Genomic DNA, 12,193 nt, shown 5'->3' on the forward strand with positions numbered 1-12,193 from the left:
AGATGATGTATAAATACGAACACGGCGGAGATATCTATACGGAAAAGCTGACCAAGGATGGTCGTCCCTTCGTAGATTATTCTGCCAATATCAATCCTCTTGGCCTGCCGCTTGGTATAAAGCAGGCCGTTCAACAGGCTTTAAAGCTTTGTATCAACTATCCTGATCCCTTCTGCCGCGAGCTGGCAGAGGTGACAGCAAGCTATCTGCAGCTGCCGCAGGAATATATTTTCTTCGGTAACGGTGCGGCCGATGTGCTGTTCCGTCTGGCGCTGGCCTTGAAGCCCGGACGAGCACTTTTATTGGCACCTACCTTTGCCGATTATGAAAAGGCTCTGCGCACGGTAGACTGCAAAATAAGCTATTATAATCTGCAGGAGGCGCGTGATTTTGCCGCTGACAATGATATTGTCGATGCGATTACGCCCGATACAGATCTGGTTGTTATCTGTAATCCCAATAATCCTACCGGCCAGCTGACGAGCCGTGAGCTACTGGTGCAGATTCTCGACAAATGCCGTCTGGTAGGAGCCCATCTTTTGATAGATGAATGCTTTATGGATTTTGTCAGTGAGGAAAAGGCCTTCAGCATGCGTGATTTACTGGAATCCTATCCAGAGCTGGTTATCCTTAAGGCCTTCACCAAAACCTTTGCAATGCCGGGCATCCGCTTAGGCTATTGCCTCAGCGGCAGCAGTGAGCTGATCACAGCGCTGCATCAGAGCGGTCAGGACTGGAACGTTTCCATTCTGGCGCAGGAGGCAGGCAAGGCTGCTTTAAAGGAGCACGAATATCTGGCTAAATCCTTTAAGCTGATTGAGCAGGAGCGCAGCTATCTGCGTAACCAGCTTGCGGCTTTGGGTGCCAAGGTATACGGCTCTGAGGCCAACTATATTTTCTTTTATCTGTCGCAGCCGGAAAATCTTCCGGAGCTGTTGCATGAGCGTGGCTATCTGATACGTTCATGCGCCAACTATCACAATCTGCAGGCAGGTTATTACCGTATCGCGGTCAAAACGAGAGTGCAGAACCGCGGTCTAATTAAAGCACTTAAGGAAGCAATAAAAACATGCGCTCTTTATTAGTATTAATTGATGGCTTAGGCGATTCCCCGATTCCTGCATGGCAGGGACAGACTCCCTTTGAGCACGCAGTGCATCCTGCGATGGATGCGCTGGCTGCTTCCGGGACACTTGGGAGCCTCAGCATATGTGAAAATGACATCATTCCCGAAAGCTGCAGCTGTATTCTGCGGCTTCTGGGTGTAGATAAAAAGGATATACCGCACAACCGTGCTTATCTGGAGCTGTTGGCGCACAACCGTGACATTTCCGAATATGAAATGGTGCTGCGCTGCAATCTGGCTGCTGTCGATGCATCTGGCCGTCTTGCTGCCTTTAACGGGCAGGGACTGACGCCGCTGGAGATGCAGCAGGCTGCCAAGCAGTGTGACGGTATCCTTAAAGATATAGAGTTTATTCATTTATCCGAATACCGTAATCTTTTAGTGATGAACAGAGAAGCAAGCGTACTGAACTGCGCCGTACAGCCTCCGCACGAAAGTGTGGGCGAGGATGTAGACGGACTGCTGCAGGAGCTGCGCGGGCAATCTCTGTCCATCAGCTATTTTTTGCAGGAGGCGGCAAAACGGCTGCAGCCCTTTGCCCGCGACGGCCTGCAGTACATCCTCTATCCCTGGGGCCCTTCAGCCCGTCAGGGACTGCCTTCCTTCAGCGGTCTGCACGGACTGCGCGGTGGGGCGGTGTGCAAGGCGGAGATTGTCATCGGCATCGCCAAAGCCTTGGGCATGGATGTAATAACACCGCCGAATGCAACCGGCGATGTGGACACTGATATTATGGCGAAGGCCGAAGCAACACTTGCTATGCTGCAGCAGGATGATTTCGTTATTGCGCATTTCAACGGCAGTGACGAGGCTGCGCATCGTTATGATTATCAGGGTAAGGCTGATTTTATCAGCAGGATAGATACACAGTTTTTACAGACCATTGCAGCAAAGTATCATGAACCACTGAAGATCGTCATCTGCGGCGACCACGTTACCAGCTCGGTAACAGGCAAGCACGGTGACGGCTGCACGCCTGTGATTGCAGGCTATCTTAATACCACAGGTCACAGTATCCGGCTGCAAAGCTACCGTGACATACTGGACTTTTTGATGAAAGAGAGTGATTAAAGTGGCAAAAGCACTTATGATAGTAGGTACCATGTCAAATGCAGGCAAGAGCCTGGTAACAGCAGGTTTATGCCGTGTATTCAATCAGGACGGCTACAAGGTAGCACCGTTCAAATCCCAGAACATGGCGCTGAATTCCTTTATCACCGCCGAGGGTGCGGAAATGGGACGTGCGCAGGTTGTGCAGGCTGAAGCAGCCAATATCGAACCCAGCGTACTGATGAATCCTATTCTGCTGAAGCCTACCAGCGACAGCGGTTCCCAGGTTATTGTCAACGGCGAAGCAATCGGTACCATGAAGGCCGGCGAATATTATGCTATGAAGCATACTCTGCGTCCGGAGGTACAGAAGGCGTTTGATACGCTGGCTTCCAAATTCGATATTGTCTGCATCGAGGGTGCAGGCAGCCCGGCGGAAATCAACATCAAAAAGGACGATTTTGTCAACATGGGCATGGCTAAAATGGCCAAGGCTCCAGTGCTGCTTGTAGCAGATATTGACCGTGGCGGTGTTTTCGCTTCCATCTACGGCACGCTGATGCTGCTGGAGGATGACGAAAGAGCAATGGTTAAGGGTGTTATTATCAACAAGTTCCGCGGCGACGTAGAAATCCTGCGTCCCGGTCTGAAGATGATTGAAGAAAAAACAGGCGTGCCCATCGTAGGCGTGCTGCCGATGCTGAAGGTTGATATCGAGGACGAGGACAGCCTTTCCGAGCGTATCAGCGGCCGCAGCGAGGTTAAGCTGATTGACATTGCGGTTGTACGCATTCCGCGTATGTCCAACTATACTGACTTCAACGTATTCGAGCTGATTCCCGGCGTATCCCTGCGCTATGTAACCAGTGTACGCGAATTGGGCCAGCCGGATATGATTATTATCCCCGGTACCAAAAATACCACCGGCGACCTGAAATGGCTGCGTCAGAGCGGTATGGAGGCTGCTATTTTGAAGCATGCTAACAGCGGTACCGTAGTGTTCGGTGTCTGCGGCGGTTATCAGATGCTGGGCAAGCAGATTTCCGACCCGTACGGTGAAGAGGACGGCACAGGCAAGGCTAACGTTACTCCCGGCATGGGCCTGTTGGACATCGAAACAACCTTTATCGAAAAGAAACGTACCATCCAGATGGCCGGCAAATTCGGTCAGGTACAGGGCATCTTCTCCGCATTGAGCGGTTTGCCTCTCTATGGCTATGAGATTCACTCCGGCGTAACCGAATTCCCGGAGGAGGAAGCATTGACCTCTATCAGCCCGATTCACGAAAACGGCGAAATTATGGCAGAAGGCTCTCAGAACACCGAGGGCAAGCTCAATGTTTACGGTACCTATGTACACGGCGTCTTTGACGGTGACGGCATTGCTGTGAAGATAGTAGAAGCGCTGCTGGCCAAGAAGGGCAAAAAGATGGAGGACATCCAGACCATCAACTTTGCGGAATACAAGCGTCAGCAATATGATATTCTTGCCGACAGCATTCGCGAAAACCTGGATATGAAGGAAATTTACAAGATTTTGGAAGCAGGTGTCTAAATGAAAGACGGTGGACTGATTCATATTTACTGTGGCGATGGCAAGGGAAAAACTACCGCTGCTATGGGCCTTTCGATTCGTTGCGCAGGCCATGGCAACCATGTGCTGATAGTACAGTTCCTCAAAAGCAGACCGACAGGCGAGCTTGCGAGCCTGGCACTGCTGCCGAATATTGAGGTAATGCGCGGTAAAGAAACCAAAAAATTCACCTTCCAGATGAACGATGAGGAAAAAGCTGAGGTTAAGCGCGAGCACATGGTGCTTTTCGACAAGGTTAAGCAAAAATGTGCTAATGAGCATATCGACCTGCTGATTTTTGACGAAATCATCGGTGCCTGCAATACCGGCGTTTTTGACCAGGCTGCTTTAGTAGAATTCCTAAAGAACAAGCCGCAGGAGCTGGAGGTTGTTATGACAGGCCGTAATCCAGCGCCTGAGCTGGTGGAGCTGGCTGATTATGTATCTGAGGTCTGCATGCGCAAGCACCCCTTCAAAAGAGGTATTCCGGCGCGTGTAGGCATTGAAAAATAAGGCTTCGGCCTTGCAGCATATGTTAAGAAAGGTAGTGTAAAATAATGCATTTACAAAATGTTTTACCCGCTGACATTGAAAAACGTAGTATGGAAATTATCGGCGAGGAGCTGGGCCAGATTCGTATCGACCCCGAGAAGATTGATATCGTTAAGCGTGTTATCCATACCTCCGCAGATTTTGATTATGCCCGCAATATGCTGTTCTCCGACGGCGTAGTAGAGAAGGCGCTGGCTGCACTGCAAAAGGGTGCTACCATCGTTACCGATACCAACATGGCCTGCACCGGCATCAACAAAATGGGCCTGGGCAAGCTGGGCGCAAAGGCTGTCTGCTTCATGGCAGATCCTGATGTTGCGGCACGCGCTAAGGAAGCAGGCTCCACCAGAGCCGCTGCCTGCATGGAAAAGGCTTGCACCATCGAAGGCCCGGTAATCATTGCCGTAGGCAATGCACCGACTGCGCTGGTTCGTCTGGACGAGCTGGTTAAGGAAGGCAAGATTAAGCCGGAGCTGGTTATCGGCGTTCCTGTAGGCTTTGTAAACGTTGTGGAATCCAAGGAAATCATCATGAAGACCGGTATTCCTTATATCGTTGCCCGCGGCCGCAAGGGTGGCAGCAACGTTGCTGCAGCAATCTGCAATGCGCTTATCTATAAGCTGACACGTAAATAATTGTGAGTAATTAGGAATGATTATAGCTGAAATCGTAGCTAAAGATACAATTTCAGAGCCAAGTTTTGACAAAATAGTAAAATCATTTTCAATTACTTGACAAATCAGTTTATATGTTATAGGATAAACTCTGTAACGTATGACTGCTGATTCAATGAAGAAACAGTGCTTTTTTAGCACTGTTTTTTTCAAGTGTTGCAAAGCTGTTAGAAAATTAGAAAGAATAGCAATATTAGCTTGATTCTTACGGTTTTGTGTGATAAAATAAAATGAAGGTATTTTTAGAATATGGACACTACAGTTAATAACTATCCGGAAAGGTTTTTAACTTATCTGGAGGTTGAAAAAAATTGTTCTCAGCATACGATTGAAAGCTATCGAAAGGATTTGGCTGCCTTTGCGGAGTTTATGCTGCGCAGAAACAAGCAGAATTTTTTCTGGCAGCAGACAGGTCCTTTGGATGTGCGTGGCTATCTCGCGGAGCTTAACGAAAAACAGTATGCGCGCAGGACGATTGCCCGCAGGATATCTGCACTGCGTTCCTTTTTTAAATACCTTGTGCGTGAAGCGGTTATTGAATATAGTCCGCTGACAAAGGTGCGCACGCCAAAGCTGGAAAAAAAGCTGCCGGCTTTTTTGGACGAAATTGAAATCAACGAACTGTTGGCGATGCCCGATAAAAGTAAGGTGTTGGGTATTCGCGACCAGGCGGTGCTGGAGATGCTGTATGCTACCGGTTGCCGTGTATCCGAGTTGGTAGGGCTTACTCTGGAAAGGGTAGACCTGAGCAACCGGTTCGTGCTTCTGCTCGGCAAGGGTAATAAGGAACGGGTTGTGCCGGTAGGCCACACCTGCTGTGCTGCGTTAAGCACATATTACCGTGTACGACAGCAGCTGATGCTTCAATATCAGCAGGAGCATGACTTCATTTTCGTCAATAACCGTGGTGGTAGGCTCACGGACCGCAGCGTAAGGCGTATTTTAGAGAAATATATAAACATGCTGGCTATCCATAAAAATGTCAGTCCGCATACTATACGCCATTCCTTCGCAACGCATCTTCTAGAGCATGGTGCCGATTTGCGTTCGGTACAGGAGCTTTTAGGACATGCGAATTTATCAACAACGCAGATTTACACGCACGTTTCAAATGAACATGTGACGAATGTTTACAAGAAGAATCATCCAAGAGCATAATTTTTTTTAGGAGGGCAAAATCATGAAATTGTTGGAAAAGACCAGAAAGATTAACAAGCTTTTACAAAAAGGGGATAAGGTTGAGTTTAACGCTATTGCAAAGTTGTTGCGTGACGTTATTGAAGCAAACACCTATATTGTCGGCCGTAAAGGCGGCGTAAAGGGTTATGCGCTGATTCACGAGTTTGAATGCGATATTATGCGTGAGCAGGTTCTTGACGATATGCGTTTCCCTGAGGATTATCTGGGCTTTATTATGAGCGTTAAGGAAACGCTGGCCAACATTCCTCATCAGAATCAAAACTGCTCCTTTGTTGCTGATACAAAATGTATTTTTAACGGTAAGATGACTACTGTTGTACCTATTTACGGCAATGGCGAACGCCTTGGTACCCTGATTGTTGCTAAATATGATGCGGAATTCGATGATGATGATTTGCTGTTAGCTGAATATGCTGCTACTGTTTTGGGCGTTGAAATTCTGCATGACCGCGAAGCAGTTGTTTCCGAAGAAATCCGCAAGAAGGCTACTGTGCAGGTTGCTTTCTCCACCTTGTCCTATTCCGAGCTGGAAGCTATTATCAACATTATGGGCGAGCTGAATGGCAACGAAGGCCTGCTGGTTGCTTCGAAGATTGCTGATCGCGTAGGTATTACCCGTTCCGTTATTGTTAACGCACTGCGTAAATTTGAAAGTGCCGGCCTGATTGAAACCAAATCCTTGGGCATGAAGGGCACCTATATCCGTGTACTGAATCCGATGCTGTTTGAAGAACTGAAGAAGAGATCCTAAGTTTTTTGATAAACCTTCTATATATAAATAACAAAGCCTGTCTGTTGCAATTTTTATTGTAGCAGGCAGGCTTTTTTGTAAATATGAGTTAAAGGGCGCTGCTGGTAGCCGCAACTATCGGTTGCGGAAAGGATGAGCCGAAGCTCAACAATAGCGATATCCTTAAGCAGAAAATGCCTGCTCCTGACAGCTTAATAGAGTTTTTGGTAATTTAAAACTTTTCTAATAATTCTTGACAATTTCGCGATTATCTGATAATATAAGACCGTAAGATATTGCACACCTGCCTGGAGCATGGTCACTGCAGCGTCACGAACGCCTTATGTATTATTGAGTAGTACATAAGGCGTTTTTTATTCAGAAGGGAGCTAAAGTAATGCAGACAAACGAAGCAAGTCAAGACAGCGAAATAAAGCAGGTCATCCGTAGTCTTTGCATGATGAACAACAGGTTTATGAATTTCATGCTTGACGACAACAAAGAAGCAGCGCAGGTTTTCTTGCGCATTATCCTGGGAGATGATAAAATTAAAGTGAAGAATGTCAGAATACAGAGCTTTATTCAAAACATCTACGGACATTCTTCGCAACTGGATATTTTAGCGCAGGATAGCAAAGGACGTTATTTTAACGTAGAGGTGCAGAGAAGCGATGAAGGTGCACCTGCAAGACGCGCCAGATTTTACAGCAGTATCCTTGATACTCACTTCCTGCAGCCTGGTAAGCTTTATGAAGAGCTGCCGGATACCTACGTGATTTTTATCACAGAAAACGATGTCTTGCACGATAATCTGCCACTGTATAATATCAGGCGCAGAATCGATGAAAATGCGAAATGCTTTGAAGATGGTTCGCACATTATCTATGTCAACAGCCAACGTCGAGATGATACAGCGCTTGGTAAACTGATGCAGGATTTATATTGCACAGAGCCAAAGAATCTGCATTATCACGAATTTGCCGAGCGCATGGAGTTTTTGAAATACAGCAAGGAGGGCGAAGAAAAAATGACTGATGTAATTGAAGAATATGCTGCAAAAAAAGCTGAAGCAGCAGCGAAGGCAGTTGAAGAAAAAATGACTGGTGTAATTGAGGAATATGCTGCAAAAAAAGCTGAAGCAGTGGCAAAAGAGGCAGCTAAAAAGACTGCACAGGCACGTAACATTGAATTGGCTAAAGAGCTTTTGAGCGAAGGTGAAAATATTGAAAGAACAGTCCGTCTTTCTAAACTTTCGGAAGCAGAGGTGCGTGAACTGGCCTCAAAACTGAGTGCGTAATATAACAACAAAGCTCCCCGATACGGTCGTATCGGGGAGCTGTTTTTTAGTGTGCAAGCTTTTGACCAACAACAAAGGCCAGCGAGTTGTTGACGAACTGGTTCAGACTGATGCCCTCGCGTTCTGATTCTTCGGCCAGCAGACGGTGCAGTGTTTTGGGGACACGCACTACGAACCTGCCACTAAAACGGGGTTTCATATTAGGCTCGTTGATGGGCATACCACGGTCGAGCATATCAATAATCCATTCACGTTTAGCATCCTGCAGATTTGCATAAGCATCTTCAACTGTTTCACCATCTGTCATGCAACCGGGGAGCAGGGGAATGCAGGCGAGGTAACCGCCGCCCTCATCTTCGGGAATAACGCTGATTTCAGAAGCGTAATTTAAAGATAAGTAGTAACTTAAATCTTTTTTCATGTTACATCACTCTCCTTTCTGAATATCATCAATTAAATTTGCAATAATACGAGCATAGACTTTTTTGATTTTCCCATTATGGACTGGGATGCTCAAAGATTGTCTGTCTGAATAACGAATTTTAAAATGACTGCCACCACCAGTAGGTGGTTTAACTTCAGCTCCTAACTTTTCTAAAAGAGCTTTGGTCTGGTCCCAAGGCAAATCCTTGCCGTTGGCCAGAGCGCGGAGTTTTTTCTCGAGGGATGTCATAATATACCTTCTTTCTTTATGATACTATATATAGTATAAAATATCAACAAAAAAATGGCTGTTACGTACTTCATTACGAAATTCGTAACAGCCATTGAACACGTTCAGTGTTTAATGCTTATAGCATATTTTATTATTTTGCACTACCGAAGAGATACTTTCTTGCTTCCAGGAACAGTGCAATTGCCAGGATGAAGAGTACAGAACCCAATGCAGCGGTAATGATATGAGTTGCCATGTTAGCGAAGATGATTTGTGCCAATGCAACCAAAGTTACACAGAACATAAATGCCATCGGGATGAGAACCATCAGGTTGTCACGGCCAACGCTCTTCAGCCATACACCGACAGCCAACAGGGAGAGGGCAGCCAACAGCTGGTTAGCAGCACCGAAAATCGGCCAGATGGTGAGGTAGGAACCAAGGGACATGTAACCGGACAGTACAACGGTAATCAGAGTAGCAACAAACGGGTTGGTGAGAACATTGCCTTGTGCTTCACCGGTTTTCGGATCAACCTTAGTGAACAGCTCCTGGAAAATGAAGCGGCCCAGACGGGTTGCAGTATCAAGAGTAGTCATAGCGAAAGCGGAGATGGTCAGAGCAACGAAGCCTTTAGCAACGCCGAAGGAGAAGCCAAGCTTGGTCATGAAGGTACCAACGCCGTCAGCGAATACGTTTACAGGACCACCGTTCTTTAAGAGCTCGGTCAGCTTGTCGCCGCCAACATAGCCTACAGCAACAACTGCAACTACAGCCAGCACGCCTTCAAGCAGCATGGAACCGTAGCCGATGAGCTTAGCATTGCCTTCGCTATCGAGCTGTTTGGAGGTAGTGCCGGAGGATACCAGGGAGTGGAAGCCGCTGATAGCACCGCAGGCAACGGTTACGAACAGCATCGGGAACATCGGGTTGGTGCCTTTGCCGGAAGGATCAAAGGTGGTGAATGCCGGCAGCTGCATGGAAGGCTGATAAATTGCGATACCAACCAGAGCGAATGCGATGCAGGCATACAGCAGGAAGGAGTTCAGATAGTCACGCGGCTGCAGCAGAATCCAGACAGGAGCGATGGAAGCAACGAAGATGTAAACCATCAGGATGCAAACCCATACGTTTTTGCTCAGGTGCAGCGGATACATGTTGCCGATAGCGATTGCAACAACCAGCATGATAACACCGATAACGGTGCCTACGCCGAGGCTCAGACCGCAGCGATATACGGAGAAGCCGAAGATAACAGCCAGCACGATGAACAGCAGGGAAGCGGTTGCAGCCTGCGGGCTTGCTACGAAGGTAGCTGCTACGATGTTAGCGAAAGCAGCGATAACAACCAGCAGAGTTACATATGCGAAAATGGAGAAGAGGAACTTGCCGCTCTTGCCCAGAGTTGCATCGATAATCTGGCCGATGGTTTTGCCATCAAAACGGATGGAGGAGTACAGAGCACCAAAGTCGTGCACGCCGCCGAAGAAGATACTGCCGATTAAAATCCACAGCATTACAGGAACCCAACCGAATACAGCAGCGGTGATAGGACCAACGATAGGACCGGCACCGGCAATGGAGGAGAAGTGATGGCCCATCAATACAGCGGGCTTGGTCGGCATATAGTCGATGTTATCGCACAATCTCTCAGCCGGGGTCTTACGGGTAGGGTCAACACCCCACTTTTTACACAGCCAGGAACCATAGGTTACGTAGGCAACAAAGAAGATAACCATTGAGCCTACAAGCAACAATAAACCACTCATAAATAACATCCTTTCTTTCCCTTTTGCATCATTGCAAAATAAACAATTTAGAAAATAATAACTACTAGTGCACTCTATATCTCGTGTGCAACATAGAAATAGTATAACACATTTGCTTCTAATGTCAACGAATTGTCACAGAATTATTTATTAACTTGAAAAAAAGAAAAAGCTGTTAAGATTTGTACAGAATGTGCAAATACTTAACAGCTGTATACGATTTATTTTTTCCTTGGAGGAATAACTTGTCTAGTGTGAAGCGACAAGCATTAAGCTTTGGCAAACTCATAGAGCGCCTTTTCCTTAGCGCCTGCTTTGTTGCAATAAAGCCTCTGCGCCGGGATGTCTACAATATATAAAGCCAGGTCGGACCAGCCCTTCAGGGTGAAGCAGTAGTCCTTGTGCTGTCTGAGCTTCTGCAGGTCTGCCAGGGATTTTTCCTCAATACCTTCTTCACAGATGAGCACGAGGGCATAGATGCTGCTCATGTGCTCAGTAGTAGTTTTGAGTGCCGCCATAGCCTCCTTGGTGAACTGCAGATAGGGCGCAGCCGTTTCTGCAGTGAGCTGCTTGTCGAAGCGTGCTGCATAAAGATATTCGTTGTGCTGCACGCTGTAGGTCTTTAAATTTGGTACGATGAAATAGCCTTCATCCGCAGCATTCAGCTCTGCCGCCAGGGCGAAGGCCGGAGCCTTCGGCAAAGGCTTCTTATCATAATAGTGAGCAAGACGCTGCTCCAATTGCTGTAAATATTCCTGTCCGTTCATTATTGCTTACTTCCTTCATTATTCATGATCAATATTATCAGCGACCTGCAGGATACAGGCACAAAATCCCTGCTCCGGCTGATAGCAGTAAATGTTGAGCTGTTGGCCTATCTCCGGACTGTAATCGTGGATAAGATGTTTTGTTCCGTTGATGGCCACATCAGCGTAGGTTACCAGCCATTTTTTGTCACCATTGCGAAAAACCTCATAGAAAGAACGGTTTAGCATTTCTTCAATGGAAACTCCCTCGATGTGAGCCATTTCCTTATTGCAGTAACGGAAGACAAAGTCTACACCATGGCCATTGGCATCAAAAACAAGCTCGATGATGCAATATGCCAGAGGCATTTCATCAAGCAGGGTGCATTTTTCCAGAAAGCTCATGGGTGCTGCTTGCGGCTGCACGTCTGGCAGAGAGTTGATACCCATTTGCTTGCGCAGCTGGCGGTGGGCACTCAGGTTGCGTTTGCGTCCCTGAAAGGTTTGCCCGTCAGATATGGTATAGACGCCTTCACTGCTGATATTTACGATTCTGGCTTTGTTCACGGCGATTCCCTTGTTGATGTTCAGAAAGGCATCCTCCGGAAAGAGCGCTAAAAGTGTATATACGGGAGCAAACAGCGCAAATTCCTCACCATCTTCCCGATGGATGATGGTTTTGCGATCGTGTCGATAGAGATAGAGAATATTATCCGCACAAAGCTGTCTCTTTTTAAGCCACTTGTTCCAGTCTGTCATTTTTTCCTCCGTTTTTAGCATTAGTTGATTATTTTTGTTTTTATTATAGCATAAGATGCATGA

13 protein-coding genes are annotated in these 12,193 nt (G+C 47.0%); 8 read left to right on the forward strand and 5 right to left on the reverse strand.

Annotation, left to right across the window (positions count from 1 at the left end):
- Positions 1–2: 2 nt before the first annotated feature.
- The 8 genes from KAH19_RS09515 to KAH19_RS09550 all read left to right on the forward strand — a co-directional run bounded on the left by KAH19_RS09515 (position 3) and on the right by KAH19_RS09550 (position 8,202).
- On the forward strand, positions 3–1,085 hold the full coding sequence (locus tag KAH19_RS09515) for a histidinol-phosphate transaminase (RefSeq protein ID WP_210684397.1): 1,083 nt from the start codon (positions 3–5) through the stop codon (positions 1,083–1,085).
- Positions 1,070–2,197 carry a hypothetical protein gene (locus KAH19_RS09520; protein ID WP_210684398.1) on the forward strand — a complete coding sequence of 376 codons (1,128 nt, stop codon included), beginning with the start codon at positions 1,070–1,072 and terminating at the stop codon, positions 2,195–2,197. Before KAH19_RS09515 ends, KAH19_RS09520 begins: the two co-directional genes overlap by 16 nt.
- A gap of 1 nt (position 2,198) precedes the next feature.
- Positions 2,199–3,731, forward strand: coding sequence for a cobyric acid synthase (locus tag KAH19_RS09525; protein ID WP_246869354.1), 1,533 nt, complete (start codon positions 2,199–2,201; stop codon positions 3,729–3,731).
- Complete coding sequence (locus KAH19_RS09530) at positions 3,732–4,262, forward strand: cob(I)yrinic acid a,c-diamide adenosyltransferase (protein ID WP_009144621.1); 531 nt, start codon at positions 3,732–3,734, stop codon at positions 4,260–4,262.
- Positions 4,263–4,306: 44 nt separating this feature from the next.
- Positions 4,307–4,936: a precorrin-8X methylmutase gene (locus KAH19_RS09535; protein WP_210684400.1), complete on the forward strand. Its 630-nt coding sequence runs from the start codon at positions 4,307–4,309 to the stop codon at positions 4,934–4,936.
- A 288-nt stretch (positions 4,937–5,224) separates the two neighbouring features.
- On the forward strand, positions 5,225–6,133 hold the full coding sequence (gene xerC / locus KAH19_RS09540) for a tyrosine recombinase XerC (protein WP_210684401.1): 909 nt from the start codon (positions 5,225–5,227) through the stop codon (positions 6,131–6,133).
- A gap of 19 nt (positions 6,134–6,152) precedes the next feature.
- Entirely contained in the window at positions 6,153–6,926 is a 774-nt protein-coding gene (gene codY, locus KAH19_RS09545; protein WP_371816704.1) for a GTP-sensing pleiotropic transcriptional regulator CodY, read from the forward strand.
- A 376-nt stretch (positions 6,927–7,302) separates the two neighbouring features.
- Positions 7,303–8,202, forward strand: a complete 900-nt coding sequence (locus KAH19_RS09550) for an Rpn family recombination-promoting nuclease/putative transposase (RefSeq protein WP_210684403.1) — start codon at positions 7,303–7,305, stop codon at positions 8,200–8,202.
- Positions 8,203–8,248: 46 nt separating this feature from the next.
- Here KAH19_RS09550 and KAH19_RS09555 read toward each other — a convergent pair whose 3' ends face one another.
- The 5 genes from KAH19_RS09555 to KAH19_RS09575 all read right to left on the reverse strand — a co-directional run bounded on the left by KAH19_RS09555 (position 8,249) and on the right by KAH19_RS09575 (position 12,130).
- Positions 8,249–8,623 carry a toxin-antitoxin system HicB family antitoxin gene (locus tag KAH19_RS09555; RefSeq protein WP_210684404.1) on the reverse strand — a complete coding sequence of 125 codons (375 nt, stop codon included), beginning with the start codon at positions 8,621–8,623 and terminating at the stop codon, positions 8,249–8,251.
- A gap of 6 nt (positions 8,624–8,629) precedes the next feature.
- Positions 8,630–8,875, reverse strand: a complete 246-nt coding sequence (locus tag KAH19_RS09560) for a type II toxin-antitoxin system HicA family toxin (RefSeq protein WP_210684405.1) — start codon at positions 8,873–8,875, stop codon at positions 8,630–8,632.
- A gap of 133 nt (positions 8,876–9,008) precedes the next feature.
- Positions 9,009–10,625 carry a carbon starvation protein A gene (locus KAH19_RS09565; RefSeq protein ID WP_246869355.1) on the reverse strand — a complete coding sequence of 539 codons (1,617 nt, stop codon included), beginning with the start codon at positions 10,623–10,625 and terminating at the stop codon, positions 9,009–9,011.
- Positions 10,626–10,894: 269 nt separating this feature from the next.
- Entirely contained in the window at positions 10,895–11,392 is a 498-nt protein-coding gene (locus tag KAH19_RS09570; protein WP_210684407.1) for a hypothetical protein, read from the reverse strand.
- An 18-nt stretch (positions 11,393–11,410) separates the two neighbouring features.
- Complete coding sequence (locus KAH19_RS09575) at positions 11,411–12,130, reverse strand: LytTR family transcriptional regulator DNA-binding domain-containing protein (RefSeq protein WP_210684408.1); 720 nt, start codon at positions 12,128–12,130, stop codon at positions 11,411–11,413.
- Positions 12,131–12,193: the final 63 nt, after the last annotated feature.

The sequence above is a fragment of the Phascolarctobacterium sp. Marseille-Q4147 genome (assembly GCF_017968825.1).
Classification (GTDB): domain Bacteria; phylum Bacillota; class Negativicutes; order Acidaminococcales; family Acidaminococcaceae; genus Phascolarctobacterium_A.

Coding starts and splice junctions, on each gene's coding strand:
- KAH19_RS09515 (WP_210684397.1), top strand. CDS start 3: ATGATGTATAAATACGAACACGGCGGAGATATCTATACGGAAAAGCTG.
- KAH19_RS09520 (WP_210684398.1), top strand. CDS start 1,070: ATGCGCTCTTTATTAGTATTAATTGATGGCTTAGGCGATTCCCCGATT.
- KAH19_RS09530 (WP_009144621.1), top strand. CDS start 3,732: ATGAAAGACGGTGGACTGATTCATATTTACTGTGGCGATGGCAAGGGA.
- KAH19_RS09535 (WP_210684400.1), top strand. CDS start 4,307: ATGCATTTACAAAATGTTTTACCCGCTGACATTGAAAAACGTAGTATG.
- xerC (WP_210684401.1), top strand. CDS start 5,225: ATGGACACTACAGTTAATAACTATCCGGAAAGGTTTTTAACTTATCTG.
- KAH19_RS09550 (WP_210684403.1), top strand. CDS start 7,303: ATGCAGACAAACGAAGCAAGTCAAGACAGCGAAATAAAGCAGGTCATC.
- KAH19_RS09555 (WP_210684404.1), bottom strand. CDS start 8,623: ATGAAAAAAGATTTAAGTTACTACTTATCTTTAAATTACGCTTCTGAA.
- KAH19_RS09560 (WP_210684405.1), bottom strand. CDS start 8,875: ATGACATCCCTCGAGAAAAAACTCCGCGCTCTGGCCAACGGCAAGGAT.
- KAH19_RS09565 (WP_246869355.1), bottom strand. CDS start 10,625: ATGAGTGGTTTATTGTTGCTTGTAGGCTCAATGGTTATCTTCTTTGTT.
- KAH19_RS09570 (WP_210684407.1), bottom strand. CDS start 11,392: ATGAACGGACAGGAATATTTACAGCAATTGGAGCAGCGTCTTGCTCAC.
- KAH19_RS09575 (WP_210684408.1), bottom strand. CDS start 12,130: ATGACAGACTGGAACAAGTGGCTTAAAAAGAGACAGCTTTGTGCGGAT.